Source organism: Streptomyces sp. NPDC044033 (genome assembly GCF_056434425.1).
The window spans coordinates 149401-169939 of record NZ_JBWKFF010000003.1; the positions used below are offsets into that span (position 1 = coordinate 149401).

20 protein-coding genes are annotated in these 20539 nt (G+C 73.1%); 10 read left to right on the top strand and 10 right to left on the bottom strand.

What is annotated here, in order from left to right; all coding sequences use genetic code 11:
• From AC07AB_RS08155 to AC07AB_RS08170, 4 genes are read right to left on the bottom strand one after another with little or no spacing between them, the layout of a single operon-like run.
• Positions 1–846 (bottom strand): carbohydrate ABC transporter permease, encoded by an 846-nt coding sequence (locus AC07AB_RS08155; protein WP_478561969.1) that lies wholly within the window; start codon positions 844–846, stop codon positions 1–3.
• Positions 843–1754, bottom strand: coding sequence for a carbohydrate ABC transporter permease (locus AC07AB_RS08160; RefSeq protein WP_478561972.1), 912 nt, complete (start codon positions 1752–1754; stop codon positions 843–845). The genes AC07AB_RS08155 and AC07AB_RS08160 overlap by 4 nt, the downstream gene beginning before the upstream one ends.
• Positions 1751–3076, bottom strand: a complete 1326-nt coding sequence (locus tag AC07AB_RS08165; RefSeq protein ID WP_478561975.1) for an ABC transporter substrate-binding protein — start codon at positions 3074–3076, stop codon at positions 1751–1753. The genes AC07AB_RS08160 and AC07AB_RS08165 overlap by 4 nt, the downstream gene beginning before the upstream one ends.
• Positions 3073–4161, bottom strand: coding sequence for a sialidase family protein (locus AC07AB_RS08170; RefSeq protein ID WP_478561978.1), 1089 nt, complete (start codon positions 4159–4161; stop codon positions 3073–3075). The genes AC07AB_RS08165 and AC07AB_RS08170 overlap by 4 nt, the downstream gene beginning before the upstream one ends.
• Positions 4162–4434: 273 nt before the next feature.
• Between AC07AB_RS08170 and AC07AB_RS08175 the strand changes: the two genes are divergently transcribed.
• Together AC07AB_RS08175 and AC07AB_RS08180 are read left to right on the top strand one after the other, a co-directional pair.
• The gene (locus AC07AB_RS08175; protein WP_478561981.1) at positions 4435–5046 is read left to right on the top strand and encodes a hypothetical protein; all 612 of its coding nucleotides are present in this window, start codon (positions 4435–4437) and stop codon (positions 5044–5046) included.
• 390 nt (positions 5047–5436) lie between these two features.
• Positions 5437–6627 carry an MBL fold metallo-hydrolase gene (locus AC07AB_RS08180; protein ID WP_478561984.1) on the top strand — a complete coding sequence of 397 codons (1191 nt, stop codon included), beginning with the start codon at positions 5437–5439 and terminating at the stop codon, positions 6625–6627.
• Between the two features lie 113 nt (positions 6628–6740).
• On the opposite strand, the gene AC07AB_RS08185 is transcribed toward AC07AB_RS08180, so the two are convergent.
• Entirely contained in the window at positions 6741–6989 is a 249-nt protein-coding gene (locus tag AC07AB_RS08185) for a hypothetical protein (protein ID WP_478561987.1), read from the bottom strand.
• Between the two features lie 80 nt (positions 6990–7069).
• Here AC07AB_RS08185 and map point away from each other — a divergent pair, with 80 nt between their 5' ends.
• Together map and AC07AB_RS08195 are read left to right on the top strand one after the other, a co-directional pair.
• Positions 7070–7927: a type I methionyl aminopeptidase gene (map, locus tag AC07AB_RS08190; protein ID WP_478561990.1), complete on the top strand. Its 858-nt coding sequence runs from the start codon at positions 7070–7072 to the stop codon at positions 7925–7927.
• Between the two features lie 114 nt (positions 7928–8041).
• Complete coding sequence (locus tag AC07AB_RS08195) at positions 8042–8731, top strand: biliverdin-producing heme oxygenase (protein WP_478561993.1); 690 nt, start codon at positions 8042–8044, stop codon at positions 8729–8731.
• On the opposite strand, the gene AC07AB_RS08200 is transcribed toward AC07AB_RS08195, so the two are convergent.
• Positions 8721–9395 (bottom strand): PhzF family phenazine biosynthesis protein, encoded by a 675-nt coding sequence (locus AC07AB_RS08200; protein WP_478561996.1) that lies wholly within the window; start codon positions 9393–9395, stop codon positions 8721–8723. The two genes, AC07AB_RS08195 and AC07AB_RS08200, sit on opposite strands and share 11 nt — an antisense overlap.
• Positions 9396–9480: 85 nt before the next feature.
• Between AC07AB_RS08200 and AC07AB_RS08205 the strand changes: the two genes are divergently transcribed.
• Complete coding sequence (locus tag AC07AB_RS08205; RefSeq protein ID WP_478561999.1) at positions 9481–10035, top strand: hypothetical protein; 555 nt, start codon at positions 9481–9483, stop codon at positions 10033–10035.
• A gap of 104 nt (positions 10036–10139) precedes the next feature.
• Here the strand turns inward: AC07AB_RS08205 and AC07AB_RS08210 are convergent, their stop codons facing one another.
• Both AC07AB_RS08210 and AC07AB_RS08215 read right to left on the bottom strand, forming a co-directional pair.
• Positions 10140–11759: an HtaA domain-containing protein gene (locus AC07AB_RS08210; protein ID WP_478562002.1), complete on the bottom strand. Its 1620-nt coding sequence runs from the start codon at positions 11757–11759 to the stop codon at positions 10140–10142.
• 161 nt (positions 11760–11920) lie between these two features.
• Positions 11921–13414 (bottom strand): HtaA domain-containing protein, encoded by a 1494-nt coding sequence (locus tag AC07AB_RS08215; RefSeq protein ID WP_478562005.1) that lies wholly within the window; start codon positions 13412–13414, stop codon positions 11921–11923.
• A gap of 94 nt (positions 13415–13508) precedes the next feature.
• Between AC07AB_RS08215 and AC07AB_RS08220 the strand changes: the two genes are divergently transcribed.
• From AC07AB_RS08220 to AC07AB_RS08235, 4 genes are all read left to right on the top strand, one after another.
• Positions 13509–14546: a heme/hemin ABC transporter substrate-binding protein gene (locus AC07AB_RS08220; protein ID WP_478562008.1), complete on the top strand. Its 1038-nt coding sequence runs from the start codon at positions 13509–13511 to the stop codon at positions 14544–14546.
• Position 14547: 1 nt separating this feature from the next.
• Positions 14548–15696, top strand: coding sequence for a FecCD family ABC transporter permease (locus AC07AB_RS08225; protein ID WP_478562011.1), 1149 nt, complete (start codon positions 14548–14550; stop codon positions 15694–15696).
• Between the two features lie 124 nt (positions 15697–15820).
• Complete coding sequence (locus tag AC07AB_RS08230) at positions 15821–16675, top strand: heme ABC transporter ATP-binding protein (protein ID WP_478562014.1); 855 nt, start codon at positions 15821–15823, stop codon at positions 16673–16675.
• 91 nt (positions 16676–16766) lie between these two features.
• The gene (locus tag AC07AB_RS08235) at positions 16767–17738 is read left to right on the top strand and encodes an SCO2278 family lipoprotein (RefSeq protein WP_478562017.1); all 972 of its coding nucleotides are present in this window, start codon (positions 16767–16769) and stop codon (positions 17736–17738) included.
• A 57-nt stretch (positions 17739–17795) separates the two neighbouring features.
• Here the strand turns inward: AC07AB_RS08235 and AC07AB_RS08240 are convergent, their stop codons facing one another.
• Both AC07AB_RS08240 and AC07AB_RS08245 read right to left on the bottom strand, forming a co-directional pair.
• Complete coding sequence (locus AC07AB_RS08240) at positions 17796–18518, bottom strand: bifunctional DNA primase/polymerase (protein WP_478562020.1); 723 nt, start codon at positions 18516–18518, stop codon at positions 17796–17798.
• A gap of 245 nt (positions 18519–18763) precedes the next feature.
• Positions 18764–19360 (bottom strand): TetR/AcrR family transcriptional regulator, encoded by a 597-nt coding sequence (locus tag AC07AB_RS08245; RefSeq protein WP_478562023.1) that lies wholly within the window; start codon positions 19358–19360, stop codon positions 18764–18766.
• A 250-nt stretch (positions 19361–19610) separates the two neighbouring features.
• On the opposite strand from AC07AB_RS08245, the gene ddaH reads away from it, so the two are divergent.
• Positions 19611–20426 carry a dimethylargininase gene (ddaH, locus tag AC07AB_RS08250; protein ID WP_478562629.1) on the top strand — a complete coding sequence of 272 codons (816 nt, stop codon included), beginning with the start codon at positions 19611–19613 and terminating at the stop codon, positions 20424–20426.
• Positions 20427–20539 lie beyond the last annotated feature (113 nt).

Below are 20539 nucleotides of genomic sequence, written 5' to 3' on the forward strand. Positions count from 1 at the left end.
TCACGCCTTCACGCTGCCCTCGGTGAGCCCCGTTCGCCAGTACCGCTGGCCCACGCCCATCAGCACCATCAGCGGCAGTACGGACAGGAACGCGCCGCCCACCGTGTACTGGTAGAGCTCCGGCTGCCGGTCCGCGTACCCCTGCCAGGAGGTCAGGCCGAGCTGGATCGGGTAGAGGTCCGCGTCGGCGAGCATGACCAGCGGCAGGAAGAAGTTGTTCCAGATGTGTACGAACTGGAAGAGGAAGACGGTGATCAGCGCCGGGGTCATCAGCCGCAGCCCGAGGACCGTGAAGATGCGCGCCTCGCCCGCGCCGTCGATCCGGGCCGCCTCCAGGAGCGAGTCGGGCACCGCGGCGGCGGCGTAGATCCGGCAGAGGTAGACGCCGAAGGGGCTGACCATGGAGGGCAGCAGCACCGCCCAGTAGGTGTTGGCCAGCCCCATCTCGCTGAACAGCAGGTACAGCGGCAGGGCGAGGGCGGTCCCCGGGATGAGCACCCCGGCGAGGATGAGGTTGAAGACCGGCTCCCGGCCGGGGAAGACGAACTTGGCGAGCGCGTACCCCGCGGCGGCGGACAGGAGCGTCGCGACGACGGCCCCCACCCCCGCGTACAGCAGGGAGTTGGCGAACCAGGTGACGTACACGCCGCCGTCGTAGGTGAGCACCCGGTGCAGATAGGCGATCGGGTGCGGATCGGCGAACCAGAAGCCGAAGCTGCCGAAGAGGTCGCCGGTGGACTTGGTCGCGGAGACGACCAGCCAGTAGACGGGGACCAGGAAATAGAGGGCGGCCACCGCCAGCAGGGAGGTGGTGATGATGCGGTGGCGCAGCGGTGGTCCGGTCACTTCCCGTCCCTCCCCCGGCCCACGAGCCGCAGGAAGCCGAAGGACAGCACGCACGCCACCAGTGCGAGGAGCACCGCCTCGGCCGCGGCGACATGCTGGTTGTTGCTGGTGAACGCCTCGTTGTAGGCGTGCAGATTGGGGGTGTAGCCGGAGTCGATGGTGGCCGCCAGCGGGCGCAGCACCATGGGTTCGGCGAAGAGCTGGAGGGTGCCGATGATGGAGAAGACGGTGGCCAGCACGAGCGCCGGCCTGATCAGCGGCAGCTTGATGTGCCAGGCGATCTGCCCGGCGTGCGCGCCGTCGATGCGCGCGGCCTCGTACAGCTCGATGGGCACCGCCTTCAGCTGGGCGATGAGCACGAGCATGTTGTAGCCGGTGAACTGCCAGGTGACGATGTTCGCGATCGACCACAGGACGCTGTCGCGGGCGAGGAAGTCGACCTGCCAGCCCGCCGAGTGGGCCACCTCGACCAGCGGGCTGATGCCCGGTACGTACAGGAAGCCCCACAGGATCGAGGCGATGACACCGGGCACGCCGTACGGCAGGAAGAACGCGGTGCGGAAGAAGCCGACCCAGCGGGCGGAGGCGGCGTCCAGCAGCAGCGCCAGGCCGACCGCGAAGACGATCATCACCGGGATCTGGACGGCGCCGAAGAGCAGGACGCGCCCGAACCCCTCCATGAATCCGGGGTCGCCGAGGGCGTGCGTGTAGTTGGCGAGCCCGGCCCACACTTCGCGGGTGGTGCCGCCGAGGCCGAGCGGCCCGGACCGCTTCGGCTTCAGCAGGCTCTGGTAGAGGGCGTAGCCGATCGGTGCGAGGAAGCAGAGCAGGAAGAGGGCGAGGAAGGGCAGCAGGAAGCCGGCCGCGGCGCGGCGGCTGCGGGCCTCGGTGCGGGTGGCGCGCCTCAACCCGCCGCCACCTTGAGGCCCTTGTCCTTGAGGTCGCTCACGGTCTGGTCCCGCACCTTCTTCAGGACGGCCCGGAAGGAGCCGCCGTCGGCGAGCGCCTCGGTGAAGGCGTCGCCGAGCCGCTGGTAGAGGGTGTCGGTGGCCGGGCCCCACTGCCAGCTGGTGTCGACGCCCTTGGCGGCGCGCCGGAAGACGTCGGTGTAGTGCTGGCCCCCGAAGAAGTCCCGGCGGACCTCCAGGTCGGCGGTGCTGTAGCCGCTCTTGGCGCTGGGGAAGCCGTAGCCGCCCTTGATGAGGAGCTTTATGGAGGCGGGGTCGGAGTTGAGCCAGACGGCGAAGTCCAGCGCGTCCTTGGGGTGCTTGGTATTGGCGAAGACGGCGGTGGTGGAGCCGCCCCAGTTGGCGTACGCCGCGTCGCCCTTCTTCCACTGCGGCATCGGCGCGACCCGCCATTTCCCGGCGGTGTCCGGAGCGTTGCCGGACAGCAGCACATCGCCCCAGCTCGCCCCGAGCCAGGAGACCAGCTGCCCGGTCTGGATGTCCTTGTACCAGGCGTTCTGCCGGTCGGGGATGGTCCGGATCAGCTTCCGCGCGACCAGGCCGCCCCAGAAGTCGGCGACGCGGCGGGTGGCGTCGTCGTCGATGCCGACGGTCCAGGTCTCGCCGTCCGCGTGGAACCAGCGGGCCCCGGCCTGCCAGGCGAGCCCGGCGAAGCGGTTGCCGTTGGTCGCCGAGAACGTCTCGATGTACGCGCCCTTCTTGCGGACCGCCTTGGCCGCCGCCTCGTACTCGTCCCAGGTGGCGGGCGGCTCGATGTCCCACTTGTCGAGGAGGTCCTGGCGCAGGAACAGGCCCATGGGCCCGGAGTCCTGCGGGATGGCGTAGACCGACTCGCCGAAGACGGACTGCGCCCACTCCCAGCCGATGAACTTCTCCTTGTGCCGCTGCGCCTGGTACGCGGAGAGGTCCAGGAGGCCGTTGTCGAGGAGGAAGCTGGGCACGGTGGCGTACTCGATCTGGCCGAGGTCCGGCGGGTTGCCGGCCTTGATCGCGGCGTGCATCTTCGCGTACTGCGCGCCGCCGACGGCGGAGACCTTCTCGACCTCGACCCGCACCTCCGGGTGGGTGCGGTTCCACAGGTCGACGGGGCCGTCGATGCCGGGCACCCAGGACCAGAAGGTCAGGGTGATCCGCTCGCCCTTCTTGCGGTCCTGCGGCCGGGCGGGCTTCCCGTCGTCGGAACCGCAGCCGGTGAGCGCGAGGGCGGCGGCCGTCGCCGCCGATCCGAGCACCGCGCGCCGGCCGATTCCGTATGAGGTCATGTCAGCTCCGCTACGGGGATGCGCCGGAAGGTGATGGTCGAGTACGCGCTGAAGTCGCCCGTCTCGTAGAGCAGGCCGACGGTGTCGGCGTCGAGGCGGGCCAGGTCGGAGTAGGCGGCGGGCAGTCCGCTCGCGGTGTGTACGGGGCGCCAGGTCAGTCCGGCGTCGCGGCTGGCCCGTACGGTCATCAGCGCGCGGTACGCCGGGTCGGCGGGGCCGGAGAAGAGCAGTACGTCGGGGTGGTCCAGGTGCAGGACGCTGCCCTCCACGATGGGCGTGATAAGCCCGGCCTGCGGGCGGAAGGGCTTGTCCAGGGTGGCACCGCCGTCGCTCGACGTGGCGTCGGCGCGGTGGCCGGGCGAGGCGGCGTCGTTGCGGGTGTTGAAGTAGACGCGCCCGTCGGGGAGTTCGGCGGCGGTCGTCTCGTTGACGTTGACGTAGCCGTCGGGGTTCTCGTCGATGTAGCCGATGTGCCAGGTCTCGCCGTCGTCGTCGCTGTAGATGCTGTGCCCGCTGTTGTAGCGGGGCTCGGCGCCGTTGTCGACGCCCAGCGGCGGGGTGGTGTGGTTGGCGGGGACCAGCACCCGGCCCGCGTGCTCGCCGCGTGTGAGCCGCAGCGCGTGGCCGGGGGTGGTGGCGTACCAGCGCCAGCCGTCCCGCTTCGTCTGCGCGGTGATCTCGCGCGGCGCGGACCAGGTCAGCCCGTCGTCGTCGCTGTGCTGGAGCCAGACGCGCCGCCCGTCGGCGGCGGACACCTGGCCGCGCAGGATGCGCTGCTCGGTGGCGTCGGCGGCGTTGTGCACCTGCGGCAGGAGCAGCCGGCCGCCGGGGAGCGCCACGGGGGCGGGGTTTCCGGCGGTGTCCCGGCCGTTGTCGCTGACGACCCGCAGCGGTCCCCAGGTGCGACCGCCGTCGGCGGAGCGTCGCAGCACGATGTCGATGTCCCCGGAGTCGGCGGCCGAGGCGCGCCGCCCCTCGGCGAAGGCGAGCACGGTCTCCTGCGCGGAGACCACCACCGCCGGGATCCGGAAGCTCGCGTACCCCTCGCTCCCGGCCCGGAAGGGCACGGAGGTCTCGTAAGCCATGGCCAATCCCCCAACAGCCGGACATAGGACGTCCCTTGTCCTGGGCGACCATAGGGAGGGCCCGATACCCCGTCAAGGCAACCGGCGCGCCCCGCGGGCCCGTCACCCGGTCGTACCCGCGACGGGCGAACACCGGATGAACGGGGCGGGTCGCCGGAGCATCGGCCGCCGGGCCGGGCCGTTACCGCCCCTCGGCGCCCCGCTGCCGCCCATACGAGTGAGAAAGTTCAACCAACCGGCGCCGGGCGGAAGTCTGCGGCAGGATGCGGGCCCATGGATGCCGTACGGGTCGCGCTGCTGCGCGAAGTGCTCGCCGGGACCGAGTGGTTGCAGTCCACCCGCCGCTTCGCCGGAGCGCTGCGCGCCTCGGTCGGCGCGCACGGCGGCGGGCTGCTGCTCGTGGGCAGCGCCGGGTACGAGCCGTGGCACCTCGCGGCGCACCTCGACGACGAGGCGGCGTGGTCGGGGCTGCCGGAGCTGTCCCCCACACTCGTACGGCACCGGGTGCCGGCCGGGATGCCGGCCCATCTCTCGGTGGGGCTGGGCCGGTTGACCGCCGCGCGGCGCGGCGAGACGGTGCTGGTCGTGACGGAGGAGCGGCCCGGGGCGGCGCTGCTGGAGCGGGTGCACGACGCGCGCCGGGGCGGTACGACGGTGCTCGCGCTGGACGGCGGCGACGAGGAGCTGGGGGCGCTGGCGCACGACGCGCTGGCCGTCCCGGCCAGCGACGACGGCACGTCCCTCGACCTCGATACGGTCCAGCACCTGGTCAGCGCCGCGGCCGGGGAGAACAGCCTGCCCGCGGCGCGCGGCCGGCGGCGCTTCCGCGACCGGCTCTCGCGCCTCGCCGACCAGCTCACCGCGCCGCCGCCGTCGCGCTGGTGACGCCGCGCTGGTAACGCCGCGCCGGGCGGGGTGCGGCGCCCGGCGGTAGCTGGGGGCGTGCACGCCAGGCGCCGGGAGCCCGGCCTGGAGCTTCAGCACACTCCTGGCCCCCGGGGCGTCGAAGACTTGCCGCCGGACGGCCTCGGAGCCGTTCCGCTTCTCGTCGACCGTGCCGCTCCGCGACGGACAGACTCGCCCGTGCCTCATGGACGGCGGCTCCGGACCACGGGCGACTTCACGATTCCGTTTCCTTATTTGCCCGTTCCTTGCTCGCCGCGATCTTCCCCGGCCGTCTCTGGCGTGATTCCGTCTTTCCGGGGGCCGGGGACTGGGACGGAGATCTCCGAGGTCGGGGGGTTTCTGACGGTTTCCGGATGAAAGGTGCTACCGATGTGTGACTGCGGGTCTCTCGGCGAGGAGAACTCCGGGCAGGTACAGGAGGCGGGAGAAGGCCGGACGGTCCATGCCGAGCGGCGCCGCTGGGGCCGGCGCGAGGTGCTGCGGACCTCGGCCCTCGGCGGCGGCGCCGTATTCGGCGCGGCGCTGGCCGCGCCGCCGGCCCTGGCGTCGCCCGCCGTCAGCGGCGCGTCCGACGCCCGCGCCGCGCACACCGGTCCGGTCCGGCGACGCGGCCTGGAGCTGGTCCTGCTGGGCACCGGGGCCGGGCCGCTGGTCGATCCGCAACGGGCCGGCACGTCCTCGGCGCTGGTCGTGGACGGCCGCGTCTACCTCGTGGACGCGGGGCTCGGCGCCGCCCGGCAGTTCGGCCTGGCCGGGCTGGACCGCACCGCGCTGCGGCACATGTTCATCACCCACCTCCACTCCGACCACCTGATGTCGTACTACGACTTCTTCCTGACCGCGGCGGACGCACGTGATCCGATCACCGTGCACGGCCCCGGGTCGGCGGGCGCGCTTCCGTTCGAGGAGAGGGGCTCCACGCCGGGCACCGTCGAGCCGCGGAATCCGACGCCCGGCCTGAAGCAGCACACCGAGGACTGCCACGCCGCTTTCGCCTACAGCACCAACGTCTTCATGCGCGACATAGCCCTCGCGGACCCGCGGGACCTGGCGGACGTGCACGAGATCGGCCTTCCCGACGTCGGCGCGTCCGCGCACAACCCGGCACCGCGCACCCGCCCGTTCCCGGTCATGGAGGACGACCGCGTCAAGGTCACCGCGACCCTCGTCCCGCACGGCCCGCTCTTCCCGTCCCTCGCGTTCCGCTTCGATACCGAACACGGCTCGGTCACCTTCTCCGGCGACACCCGCCCCACCCCCAACCTGGTCGAACTCGCCCGCGACACCGACCTGTTGGTGCACGAGGCGATGGGCGACTCGTCGATGGAGGGGCCGGGCATCCTGGCCCGGCACATGCGGCGCTCGCACACGGCGCTCTCCCAGGTCGGCGGGGTCGCCCGGCGGACCGGGGCCCGCCGGCTCGTCCTGTCCCACATCGGCGAGAAGGGCGACCGGCCGATCGACGCCGCGCGGTGGACCCGCACCGTCAAACGCACCTACGACGGGCCGGTGACCACCGGCGAGGACCTGATGCGGTTCACCGTCTCGGCGAAGAGCTGACCGACGCGGCGCGGGGACCCGCGCGGAGGACCGAGCGGCGCGGGGACCCGCGCGGAGGACCGAGCGGCGCGGGGACCCGGCGCCCCCGCCGCCTCTCACACCCCCGCCGCCTCTCACGCCCCCCGGCCGCCCGGCCCCTGGTCGGGGCCGTCGGGGGCGTCGTCGTTCCAGCGCGGGTCGCTCTGCCATTCGCGGTTGCGGTCGGCGGCCGTCTCCATGGCGTGGGCGGCCTCCTCGCGCGAGGCGTACGGGCCCATGCGGTCGGCCGCGCGGCACTCCGGGCCTTCCTCGACCTTGCCGTGCTGGAGGCAGTAGTACCACTCCCCCGGCTTGCCGGCCGCGCGTCTCCTGAACAGCGCCATCGACCGCTCCTCCCGTCAGACCCCCGTCGGACACTCTTGCCCCCCATGCTGCCCGATGCTCCCTGGATACACTCGCTGGCATGTCTGGCCAGTCAACCCTTGCCCCGGGGACGCTCTCCCCCGCCCGCCCCGTCCCCGCGTCGATCCCGCGCCCCGAGTACGTCGGGAAGGAGGCCCCCACCCCGTACACCGGCCCCGAAGTGCAGGACGCCGACACGATCGAGCGGATGCGGATCGCGAGCCGCATCGCCGCCCGCGCGATGGAGGAGGCCGCGAAGCACATCGCGCCCGGCGTGACCACGGACGAGCTGGACCGGGTCGCGCACGAGTACATGTGCGACCACGGCGCCTACCCGTCCACGCTCGGCTACCGCGGCTACCCGAAGTCGCTGTGCTCGTCGGTGAACGAGGTCATCTGCCACGGCATCCCCGACTCGACGGTGGTGCGCGACGGCGACATCGTCAATCTGGACGTGACCGCCTTCATCAACGGCGTGCACGGCGACAACAACGCCACCTATCTCTGCGGCGACGTCGACGAGGAGTCCCGGCTGCTCGTGGAGCGCACCCGCGAGTCCCTGAACCGGGCGATCAAGGCGGTCAAGCCGGGCCGCCAGATCAACATCATCGGCCGGGTCATCGAGTCGTACGCGAAGCGGTTCGGATACGGCGTGGTCCGCGACTTCACGGGCCACGGCATCAACACGTCCTTCCACTCCGGCCTGATCGTGCCGCACTACGACAGCCCGCACCACACGACCGACATCAAGCCGGGGATGACCTTCACCATCGAGCCGATGCTGACGCTGGGCACGTACGAGTACGACATGTGGGAGGACGGCTGGACGGTCGTCACGAAGGACCGCAAGCGGACGGCCCAGTTCGAGCACACCCTGGTCGTCACGGAGACGGGAGCCGAGATTCTCACGCTTCCGTGACCGGTATCGGGGTACGGTTTTACCGACAGGGCGTCGGGAACAGGTTGACTTAGGTAAGCCTAAGTATAGACAATCGGTTCCCGTCCGCTCCCCCTCGGTCCCCGGAGGTCCGCCTTGGACGCCACCAGTTCGACGTCGTCCGTTCCGTTCTCCACGCTGATCCGCAACGCCTCGCACGAGCAGCACACCGAGGCCGAGAACTCGTCCTTCATGAGCGACATGCTCGGCGCCCGGCTCGGCGTGGACGCCTACCGGCGCTATACGGAACAGCTGTGGTTCGTCTACCGCGCCCTGGAGGACAGCACCGCGCGGCTGGCCGACGACCCGGTCGCCGGCCCGTTCCTCCAGCCCGAGCTGGCGCGCACGGCCGCCCTGGAGCGCGACCTGGAGCACCTGGCGGGCCCCGACTGGCGTACGGCCGTCTCGCCCCTGCCCGCGACCACCGCCTACGCCGAGCGCGTGGCGCACTGCGCGCGCACCTGGCCCGGCGGGTACGTCGCCCACCACTACACCCGCTACCTGGGCGACCTCTCCGGCGGCCAGATCATCCGCGGCACCGCCGAGAAGACCTGGGGCTTCGAGCGCAAGGGCGACGGCGTGCGCTTCTACGTCTTCGACGCCATCGGCAACCCGGCCGCCTTCAAGCGCGGCTACCGCGAGCTGCTGGACGCGCTGCCCCTGGACGACCTTGAGAAGCAGCGCGTGGTGGACGAGTGCAAGCGCGCCTTCGCGCTGAACACGGCCGTCTTCCGGGAGCTGGGCGAGGAGTTCGACGGCCGCGCCCGGGACCCGCTCAGCGCCTGACGGGCCCCAGCGGCCCCTGCGCATCCGCCAGGACCCGGCCGCCGACCTCGACCGATCCGTCGGGGTGCGGCCGGGTCAGGATCTCCGACGCCGCGCCCTGCCGGATGCGCAGGGGCCGCCCCAGCTCATGGGTGAGCACCATGGCCGCCGCGCCCGTGGCCTCGTCCTCGACGACCCCGTCGCCGCGGCGCGGGAAGGCCCTGGCCCGTACGGCGCCCGCCGCCTCGTCCTGCCACGCCCAGGCGTAGAGCCAGCCCTCGCCCTCCGGTGGCGCGGGCAGCGCGTCCACCTCGGCCACGGACGCGTACCGCTGGGTCCGCCGGCCGGCCGCCCACTCCGCTCGGCCCCGGATCCAGACGGCGTCGCCCTCCCGGTGGGCCGGCACCTCGCCGGCCGGGGGCCGCAGCACGGTGAGGCCCAGCAGCCAGGCGGCCCCGACCAGGGGGTGGCCCGCGAAGAGCAGCCGGACGCTGGGTGTGTAGATGTCCACGGCTCCGCGCTCGGCGTCGTCGATGAATATCGTCTCGCTGAATCCGAGCTCGGCGGCCAGCTCCTGCCGTTCCTGCCTGCCGGGTATCGACGGGCCGTCGCGTACGACGCCGAGGGGGTTGCCGCCCCGCCCGTCCGGTCCGCAGAACACCTTGAGCACATGAAGATCGGTCATCCCGGCATTGAACCTCACCGGATCGCGCCCGCCCCTCTTCTCTAGGATTGTCAGGTTGTCGACATCCCTATGAGAAGGAACGACCTTGCCTGCTCTGCTCCCCCTGGCCGCCCTGCTGGCCCTGCCGCTCACCGCCGGTTCCGGCCACGCCACCGCGGCGCAGGAGTCCGCGCCCCAGCCCCCGGCGGTGACCGCCACCACCGCCGCCCCGGCCGCCGCCACGGCGGAGATCACCGAGGGGCAGGTCAAGGAGGTCGGGCCGGGCGGGACGATCCGCTACCCCAGCGTGACCAGCTGCCTGACCGTGACCGTACGGCTCGACGACGGCGGCCTGATCGGCGCGCACGCCAGCCTGTTCCAGGTGCCCGGCGAATACCGCTCGGACCGGATACTCCCCGCGCTCAAGAAGCGGCTGGACGGCCGGGCCGTACGGGCCGTCGAGGTGAAGGGCGCCGTCGGCGCCTGGGACCCGAGCTACTTCACGAAGGCGCTGGAGAGCTACGGGGACGGGGAGGACGTGCCGTACCCGACGAGCCCCGACTTCGACGGGATCGCAGGCGCGGTGGCGAAGGGCATCGGCCAGCCGACGGGGAAGGTGACGGTCGAGGACGTGCCGGACGGGGACCTGACCGTCAAGTAATCGCTGGGAAACGCCTGCGGCCGGAGCCTCCGACGTGAGCGATCGGAGGCTCCGGCCGGTGCGCGGGCCCGCTGGGAGTCGGGCCCGCGCGGCCTGCGAGCCCGTCAGCCGCGCGCGCCGGTGCGGCGGCGGGTGGCGTAGGCGGCCGCGCCGCCCGCGAGGACGAGGGCCGCGGCGCCGCCCACGAGCGCGGTGGTGGGGGTGCTGGAGCCGGTGCTGGCGAGGGAGGCGCCGCCGCCGGAGCCGCCCGTGATGCCGCCGGAGCCGCCGGTCGTGCCCGCGCCGCCGCCGAGGCCGTCGTCGGTCGAGGAGCCTCCCCTGGAGGCCGAGGAGCCGGACGAGCCGGAGGCGCCGGGGAGTTGGGCGTTCTTGTCGAGGGAGACGTTCAGGGTGACCGGGTCGAGGTCGCGCTTCGCGGGCTCGTCGTAGTAGCCGCCGAACGCCTTGGCGCCCGCGTCCGTGAGCCGGGCCGGGACCCCCGCGAGCGTGACGATCTTGCCCTTGGCCCTCATCGGCTTACCGCTCAGGTCCAGGTCGGCGAGGCGCAGGTCGGCGCTGTTCTCGACCTTGCCGCTGTCCCGGGCCTTGCTGGAGACGTCCGCGACCAGCGCGCCCTTGGCGCCGTCGACCCGCACCTTGAGGTCGCTGAACTTCAGGTCCAGCTCGCCCGCGTGACCGGTGAAGCGGACCGCGCCGTCGAAGGCCGCGTCCAGGGCGGACTTGTCGGCGTCGTACGAGCCGTGGCCCTTGGGGAAGCGGTACCCGGCGCCGCTCTTCGCGGCGCCGCCGGACAGTTCGATCTTGCCCTTCGCGCCGCCGGTGACGTACTTGCGGAACGACGCCTTCACGCCCCAGTCGAGGTTGCCGTCGGCGATCGCGCCGGACTCGGCGGCCGGTTCCCCGGCGGACCCGGCGTCGCCGGTGGGCGTCTTGCCGGAGGGGGTGGGCTGTGTGGTCGGCTGGTCGGTCGGCGCGGTCGTGGGCTGACGCGACGGCCCGTCCGTGGGGTTGCCGGTGGGGCCGGTCGTCGGCTCCTTGGTCGGTTCCTTGGTCGGCTCCTTGGTCGGCTGCTGGGTCGGCTGTCCGCTGCCCGTCTTCACGGTGAGCGTGGCCGGGTCCAGCTCCTGCCCCTCCTCGTACATGTCGTTGAACGCCTTCGCGCCCTCGGCCGTGAGCTTCGCGGGTATCTTCGCGAAGGTCATCGTGGAGTCGCCGCCGCTGCTCCGCTGCGCCTTGGACAGGTCGAGCGCGGCCAGTTCGACGTCGTCCTCGGTCGTGCCCGCCGCGGTGATGTCGGCGGTGATGCTGCCGGCCATGCCCTTGGTGGACAGCTTCAGGTCGGCGAGCTCGATGTCGAAGCGGTGCGCCTTCGAGATGAAGCGGACGCTGCCCTTGAAGGTGGTCGCGACGGCGTGCGTACCGGTGTCATACGTGCCCGAGCCGTCGGTGAAGGTGAAGGGGCCGTTGCCGGCGGCCTGCTTCGCGCCGTCCGCGGTCTCGATCGTGCCCTTCGCCATCCCGGTCACGTACTTACGGAACGACTCCTTCACACCCCAGTCCAGGGTGCCGTCCTTGAGCTCCGCCTTCGGCGGGCCGTCCGCGCTGCCGTCGGCCGCGAACGCGGGGATGCTCAGCGCGCCCGCCCCCAGCGCGAGGGCCGTGGCGGCGGCGAGGGCGAAGCGCCGCGCGGGGCGGGCGGGGGGCTTGGGCGGGGTAACGGTCATGATCGGGGGTCTCCTTGAGGGGGTATCAGGGGGAGTCGGATGGCGGCCGGGAGCGGGCGTTATCCGGAGCCGCCGCGTCGGGGGCGGTCGACCGGTACGGGCGCGGGCCGGCGGCGGGGGCCGGGCACCGCCGCCGGCGCGGTGCCGTCGGCGCATGCCCGTCAGTCCTGCGCGGGCGGCGGCCCGTCCTCCGTGCCCGGGGCCGCGGCGGTGGCACCGGCCGCGGCCGTCCGGCGCCTGCGGACGACGGTGAAGGCGGTGCCGGCCGCGAGCAGGACGACCAGCGCGCCCGCGCCCGCCGCGATCGGCACGGCCGACGAAGAGGAGTTGGAGGAAGAGGCGGATGCGGCGGCGGGTGCGGGGGTGGCGCCGGCCGTCGTCGGCGTCGCGCTCGGCGCGTGCCCGAGGTCGGGCAGCGGCGGCAGCTTCGCCTTGGCGTCGAGGGCGACGGAGAGGGAGACCGGGTCCATCTCGGCGCCCTCCTGGTACATGGAGCCGAACGCCTTCGCGCCCTCGGCGGTCAGCTTGGCGGGCGCCTCGGCGATCGCGATCAGGCCGTCTCGCGGCTTGAGGCTCTTCGCCTCGAACGTGGCGAGCGGTACGGACTTCCGGGTGGTCTTCCCGTCCGCGACGCCCGCGGACAGCGTGCCCTTGCCGTCCCGCACCGCGACTTCGACATCGCGGAGGGAGAGGTCGAGGTGCTTGCCGGTGAAGCGCAGGGTGCCCGCGAAGGAGGCGTCCAGGACGCCCTTGTCCTCGTCGTAGGCGCCCTTGCCCCGGGGGAAGCGGAAGAGCGCGCCGCCGTCCTGGGCGCCGTCGCCGAGCTGCCACTCGCCCTGGGCGATGGGTCCGGTGACGTACTCGCGGAAGGTGCGGCGCACACCCCAGTCGACGGCCGCGTCGGTGAACTCGCCCTTGGGCGCGTCCTTCGCCGGCTTTTCGGGTTTCCCGTCGTCCTTGGCCGCGCCGCCCGAGGGGGTCGCGCTCGGCGACGCGTTCGCCGCGCCCGGCCGGACGTCGGCCGACAGGTTCACCGGGTCGAGCGCGGTGCCCGCCGTGTAGTAGCCGGCGAACGCCTGCGCGCCCTGCGCGGTGAGGGTGGCGGGGATGCCCGCGAGGGCGACGGCGGTGCCTCCGCCGCGCATGTTCACACCGGAGAGGTTCAGCGAGGCCAGCGGTACCCGCGCGGCGGTGGTGACGCGCCCGCTGCCCTTGGCCTTGCTGACCATGTCGGCGTAGAGCGTCCCCTTGCCGCCGGTTATCCGGACGGTGGGGCTGCTGATGGTGAGGTCCAGTTCGTGACTGCCGTCGGACTTCTTGTGGCCCATGAAGCGCACCCCGCCCGAGAAGCCCGCGTCGAACGCCCCGCTGTCCGGGGTGTACGAGCCCTTGGCGGAGTGGAAGCGGAAGGCGCTGCCGCCGACCGTGGCCGCCCCGCCCCGCAAGGCCCAACTGCCGTGTGCGATGGGCCCGGTGACATAGCTCTGGAAGGAGGACTTGATGCCCCAGTCGAGCCTGCCCCCCTCGACCGTGCGACTGTCCGCCGCCTGGGCCGTACCCGCCGGGAGCAGCAGCGCGGCCGTCAGCGCGGGGGAGAGCGCGAGGGCGAGTGCCCTGCCCGCGCTGACGGCGCGCACCGGTCTGAACGGCAGCATCAGGAACCCCTCTCGGGTGTGGTTATTAAGGTAAGGCTAACCTAAGCTATGACCGTTCAGGTCGGATACCTCCAGGAAGCGGAAAGGCTGAATCGTGCAGCAACGGCAGTCGGCTGGCGCGCCGATACGCACCCCGCGCCCGCTCCGCGCACTCGTGGCGGTCCTCGCTCTGGCCGTCGCGCTCGTCGGCTGCGGAACGTCCGGCGCGTCCGGCGGCGGGCACCCGGCGGGCGCGGAGAAGCAGCGTGCCGCCGACCGCGTGCAGCCGATCGCGAAGCGCGCCGAGCCCCGGTTGCCGGCCGCCGTACGGTCCGCCGACGGCCACGACGTGACCGTACGCAGCACCGACCGGATCGTCCCGCTGACCGGCTCCCTCTCGGAGACCGTCTTCACCCTCGGCCTCGGCGACCACGTCGTCGCCCGCGATATCACCGCCACCTTCGAACAGGCGAAGAAACTGCCGGTGGTGACCCGCGCGCACGACGTCTCGGCGGAGAGCGTGCTCTCCCTCAAACCCACCGTCGTCCTCGCCGACACCACGACCGGACCGGCCGAGGCCATCGAGCAGATCCGGGCCGCGGGCGTCCCCCTCGTCGTGCTCGACCCGCCCAGGAAACTCGCCGACGTCGGCGCCCGCATCGACCGGGTGGCGGCGGCGCTCGGCGTGCGCGACTCCGGCGACGAGCTGCGCCGCCGGACCGAAGAGCGCGTCGAGGCCGTGCGGAAGGACATCCCGCGCGGCGGCGAGAAGCCCCGCGTCGCCTTCCTCTACCTCCGCGGCTCGGCCGCCGTCTACCTCATCGGCGGCGCGGGCTCCGGCGCGGACTCGCTCATCGAGGCGGCGGGCGGCGTCGACGCGGGCGCGGAGTCCGGGCTGAAGAAGGACTTCACGCCGATCACCAGCGAGGCCCTCGCGAAGGCCGCGCCCGACGTGATCCTGCTCATGACCAAGGGGCTCGCATCGGTGGGCGGCGTCGACGGCCTGCTGAAGGTGCCGGGCGTCGCCGAGACCCCGGCCGGGATGGACCGCCGGATCGCCACGGTCGACGACGGCGTACTGCTCAACTTCGGCCCCCGTACGGACACCGTGCTCAAGTCCCTCGTCGAGCAGATCCACAAGGGCGGCTCCTGACATGGCGGTTCTGACGGAGAACACCGAAAACACCAAGAACGCAGGGGACACCGGGGGCGCAGGGGACACCGGGGGCGCAGGGGACACCGGGGGCGCGCCCTCGCGGCCGCGCGCCGCCGGCCGCCACCGGCGGCGGGCCCCGCTCATCGCGGCCATGGCCGCCGCCCTGCTCGCCCTCTGCCTGCTCTCCGCGGGCATCGGCGCGTACGAGATCCCCGTCGGGGACGTCCTCGGCTCGCTGCTGCACCGCCTCGGGCTCGGCGGGGCGCGGCTGGACCGGGTCGGCGAGAGCGTGCTGTGGAACGTACGGCTGCCCCGGGTCGTCCTCGCGCTGCTCGTCGGGGCGTCGCTCGGGTGCGCGGGCGCGCTGATGCAGGGCGTGTTCGGCAACCCGCTGGCCGAACCCGGCGTCATCGGCATCTCCGCGGGCGCGGCCGTCGGCGCCGTCGGCTCGATCGCGCTGGGGCTGAGCTTCTTCGGCAACTGGACGGTGACGGCCTGCGCGTTCGCCGCCGGGCTGCTCACGGTGGCGCTCGTGTACGTGATGTCGCGGTCGGGCGGCCGTACGGAGGTCGTGACGCTGATCCTCACCGGCATCGCCGTGAACGCCTTCGCGGGCGCGCTGATCGGCCTGTTCATCTTCTTCGCGGACAACGCGCAGGTCACCCAGATCACGTTCTGGCAGCTCGGCTCGCTCGCGCAGGCCACCTGGCCGAAGGTGCTGGCGGTCCTGCCGTGCGCCCTGGCCGGGCTGGCCGCGGCGCCCTTCTCCGCGCGGAAGCTGGACCTCCTCGCGCTCGGCGAACGCCCCGCGCGCCACCTGGGCGTCGACGTGGAGCGGCTGCGGATCACGCTGGTCCTGGTCGTCGCGCTGCTGACGGCCGCCGCCGTGGCGGTGGCGGGCATCATCACCTTCGTGGGGCTGCTCGTCCCCCACCTGCTGCGGATGGCCGCGGGCCCCGGCCACCGGCTCCTCGTACCGGGCAGCGCGCTGGGCGGCGCCCTCGTCCTGGTCGCCGCCGACCTCGCGGCGCGTACGGCCGCCCAGCCCGCGGAGCTGCCGCTGGGCGTACTGACGGCCCTCTTCGGCAGCCCGTTCTTCTTCTGGCTGCTGCGGCGGACGCGGCGCAAGCAGGGAGGCTGGGCATGACGGCCCGCTCACCGCAGACCACCACCGAACACCACACGGGTTTCCGGCCGGGGGCCCGGGGGTTGCCCCCCGGAAGACACAGCTGGCTGCTGCGCAGGACCCGGCGCAGGCAAGGGGGCTGGGCATGATCAAGGGGTTGTTCTCCTCCCGCGTACGGGCGCTGCCCCAGCCGCCCGCCCCCGGCGTCCCGCTGGTCGAAGCCGTCGCCCTGCGGGTGCGGTTGGGGGGACGTACCGTCCTGGCCGAGGTCGATCTCAGCGTCGCCTCGGGGGAGGTGCTGGCGCTGGTGGGGCCCAATGGGGCGGGCAAGTCGACGCTGCTCGCCGCGCTCGCCGCCGATCTGCCCGCCGAGTCCGGCGAGGTCCGCGTCGACGGGCGCGCCGCCGGTGACTGGTCCGCTCCCGACCTGGCGCTGCGCCGGGCCGTACTGCCCCAATCGGCCGCGGTGTCCTTCCTCTTCCCCGTCGAGGAGGTGGTGCGGATGGGGCGCGCGCCCTGGGCCGGTACGCCCGCCGAGGACGCGGACGACGACGCGGTGCGCGAGGCGATGGCCGCCGCCGAGGTGGCCAAGTTCGCGGAGCGGCCGTTCTCCGCGCTGTCCGGCGGTGAGCGCGCCCGGGTCGCGCTGGCCCGGGTGCTCGCCCAGCGCGCCCCGCTGCTGCTGCTCGACGAGCCGACGGCCGCGCTCGACCTGCGCCATCAGGAGCTGGTGCTCCGGGTGTGCCGGGAGCGGGCGGCGGCCGGTGACGCGGTGGTGGTCGTCCTGCACGACCTCGGGCTGGCCGGCGCGTACGCGGACCGGGTGGCGGTGCTGCACGAGGGCCGGATCGCGGCGGACGGCCCGCCGGAGCGCGTCTTCGACGCGGAGCTGCTGACGCACGTCTACCGGCAGCCGGTGGAGGTCCTCTCGCATCCGCGCACCGGGGAGCCGCTGGTGATCCCCCGGCGGGCGGCGAAGGCGCGGCGGGGCGGGGGCTGAGAGCCGCTGTTCCCGGTACCCGCCCCCCTCGTCGTCCCCGCCCCCGGTAGGGTTGCGCCGTCCCAAGCAGCCCCGAAGGAGCCGAAGCCCGATGAGACGCCGGTTGCCCCGTCGACTGTTCACCGCACTCGCGGCCTCGACGCTCCTGACCCTGACCGGGTGCGTGACGGTGCACGGGGAGCGGGAGGTCCTTCCGGCGGTGGGCCGGGCCGAGGCCCCCAAGGTCCTCCAGCGGTTCACCGACGCGTACAACAAGGCGTACCGGGAGCTCGACCCGGCGGCCGTCGACGGGTTCGAGGCCGGGCCGCTGGCGGCGAACAACCGGGCCGACCTCACCGCGCAGCACACCCTCTCCCCCGGCGGGAACGCCTCGTACCCGGCGCTGGAGCTCAAGGACGCCCGCTTCACCATCCCCGCGCAGGCCGGGTGGCCGAAGTTCTTCGTCGCGGACTCCGCCAGCAACCGCGACACCAACCGCTGGTACCTGGTCTTCACCCGGGACGGGGCGAAGAAGCCGTGGCGTGCGGCCTATCTGTCGATCCTCAGCCCGAAGGAACAGCCGCGGTTCGCGACCGGCGAGGACGGCTGGGCGCAGCCGGTGCCGACGGGCGGGGACTCGGGGCTGGTCGTCGACCCGGGCGCGATGAGCGGCGCGTACACGACGTATCTCCAGAGCGGCAAGGGGAAGTTCGCGCCGGGCCAGTCGACGTCGCGGACGCGCGAGGCCCGCGAGAAGCTGCGGCGCACCCCGTCGTTCTGGACGGCGTACATCGACAGCCCTGCCGGGCCCCCCGACTACGCGCCGCTGGCGCTGCGCACCGAGGACGGCGGTGCGGTGGTCTTCTTCACCGCGCACCACCGGGAGAAGCGGACGCTGGCCAAGGGCGTACGGCCGGTCATCGGCGACCCGCGCACCAAGGCGCTGCTGACCGGCGACTTCAAGCGCTCGGTGACCTTCACCAAGGTCTCGGAGTCGGCGGTGCGGGTGCCGTCGAAGGGCGCGGGCGGCTCGGTGTCCTTCCTCAACCGGATCGAGGGGCTCACCGCGGTCAAGGGCGGCTGAGGACCGTACGGACGGCTGCCACCCGTACGGGCACGGGCCCGGGGTCGGCGTCCGGCGTCAGCGGCCGATCGGCCAGGCGGCGGATTCGTGGTCGTGGTCCGGCCGCTCCCCCGCGAACTGCGCGCAGGCGTCGGTGAGGGACTCCAGCAGCGTCAGCGGCTCCGGCAGCGGCTGTTCGGGGCCGAGCAGCCAGGCCACCCCCCCGTCGCCGGGCACCCGCGAGGGCGGTACGAGCACATAGCTGCCGCGGCAGTGCCAGCGCAGCCCGGGGTGCTCGTCCATGGTCTCGGGGTGGCAGTCCAGCTCGCACGGCCACCACTCGTCCTCGTCGTCCGGGGTGCCGCGGGTCTTGGTGAAGAACAGCATCCGGTCGGGCGCGCAGGTGGCGACCGGGCCGACCTCGACGCCCGCCGCGCCGAGCCGCTCCAGGGCCTGCCGCCCCGCTTCGAGGGGCACGTCGAGGACGTCGTGGTCGATGCCGGTGGCGGTGATGAAATTGGCCAGGGGCTGGGCCCGCAGCCAGCCGCCGACCTTCTCGGGGTCGGTGGTGGCCAGCGTCTGCCAGGCGAAGGAGATGGGGTGGCGGCCCGGGGTCGGACAGCCGATGCGTTCACAGGAACAGCCGTAGCCCGAGGGGTGCGCCGCGAGGGACAGCGGGAAGCCCGCGACAGCGGCGGCCAGGAGCAGATCCTCGCGGACGGCTTCGGCGTCCGCGCCCGTATCGGCGGCCGTGCCCCTCGGTCGGCGCAGCCATTGCGAGAACCTGCTTTTGCGTTCCATCTATCCCCTCACTTCGACCGCGGGCTGGGATCAATGCTGCCACCATCCTGCTCCTGGTGTGACCAGTGTCCGTATCCGGGGTGGCCGGGACGGGTCGTACGGGCGTCAGGGGCGTACGTCGGCAGGCGGGGGCGTGCACCGGTGGCACGCTGGGGCGCGTACGGGCTGTGTGCGTAGGGATTACGGCCCGTGTCCGGCCGCGGCGCGCTCGCGCGGGGCCGCCGGCGGGCGCCGCGGGGACTGTGTCAGCGGGGTCGCATGCCGCGCAGCGCGAGGTCGGCGACGGTGTCGGCGTACTCGTGGGTGACGGGCAGGGTGCGGGTCATGAAGCGGTGGAAGAGGGGGCCCACGAGCAGTTCCAGCGCGATGCGCAGGTCGATGCCCTCGGCGATCTGGCCGGCTTCCTGGGCGATCTTGAACCGTCGTACGTACGCCTGGAGCTGCGGTTCCAGGACCCGTTCGGTGAGCAGGGCGGCGAGGTCTTCGTCACTCTGCGACTCGGCGGCGAGCGCGCGGGTCGGCGCGGCGAGGCGGGGGTCGTGGAGTTCGTCGACGGTGGCCCGCAGCACGGTCTTGAGGTCGGCTTCGATGTCGCCGGTGTCGGGGAGTTCGACGGCGTGGGGGTCGCCGCCCTCGGGGAGGCACGCCTCGAAGAGCACGGCGGCCTTCGAGGGCCACCAGCGGTAGATCGTCTGCTTGCCGACGCCGGCCCGGGCGGCGATGGCCTCGATGGTCAGCTTGGAGAAGCCGCTTTCGGCGACGAGTTCGAGGGCGGCGTCGAGGATGGCGCGGCGGGACCGCTCGCTGCGGCGGGTGGAGTCGGGCGCTGTCTTGTTCGGCATGACCGGAAGGATAACGAGCACCCTAGGCGAGACGTTTCGTCTTGACGGGGCGGGGCGTGTCGCGGGGGCCGGGAGGGTCCGGCGGCCGGCGGCGGCTCACCCGGCACGGCACCCCCGGAACCGGCCACACCGGACACCGGCCGTAAACCACCCGTACGGATCATGCGGTACGGGGCGCCGGGGTGGACGATTTGGGCACGTGCGACAACCCCGTACGGCCCGACTCCCTCGTAAGGAGCTTTCCTTGCGTATGCCACCGCGCTCCGCCACCGCCCGGCGCTATCTGATGTGCCCTCCGGCCCACTTCCGGGTCACGTACTCCATCAACCCCTGGATGGACCCGGCCAAGCCGGTGGATCTGCGGCTCGCCGTCGCGCAGTGGGAGGACCTGCGCGACCGCTACCGCTCGTTCGGCCACACCGTCGAGGAGCTCGAACCCCGCCCCGGCCTGCCCGACATGGTCTTCGCCGCCAACGGCGCCACGGTGGTGGACGGACGCGTGCTCGGCGCCCGCTTCGCCCACGCCGAGCGCACCGCCGAGGCCGCCGTGCACGCCGAGTGGTTCCGCGCCCACGGCTACCGCGACGTCCGGGAGCCGGAGCACATCAACGAGGGCGAGGGCGACTTCGCCGTCACCTCCTCCTGGCTGCTGGCCGGCCGCGGCTTCCGCAGCAGCCCGCTGTCGCACGCCGAGGTCCAGGAGTACTTCGGCCGCCCCGTGATCGGGCTCGACCTGGTCGATCCCCGCTACTACCACCTCGACACGGCGCTGTCCGTGCTCGACGGCGACAACGACGAGGTCATGTACTACCCGGGGGCCTTCTCGCCCGGCAGCCGGGCCGTGCTGGCGCGGCTGTTCCCCGACGCCTTGATCGCCTCCGAGCCCGACGCGGAGGCGCTGGGCCTCAACGCGGTGAGCGACGGCCTCCATGTGGTGCTGCCGCAGGCGGCGGTGGGGCTGTTCGGCCCGCTGCGCGAGCGGGGGTACGAGCCGGTCGGGCTGGACCTGAGCGAGCTGCTCAAGGGCGGCGGCAGCGTCAAGTGCTGCACGCAGGAGCTGCGCTGAGCTGAGGCGGGCGGGGGCGGGCCCGCGGCGGGGGTGGATTCCGCGGGGACGGATTCCGCGGGTTTCTGCGGGCTTCCGCGGGTCCGGGCCTCGTCGGCTTCTGCGGGTCCGGG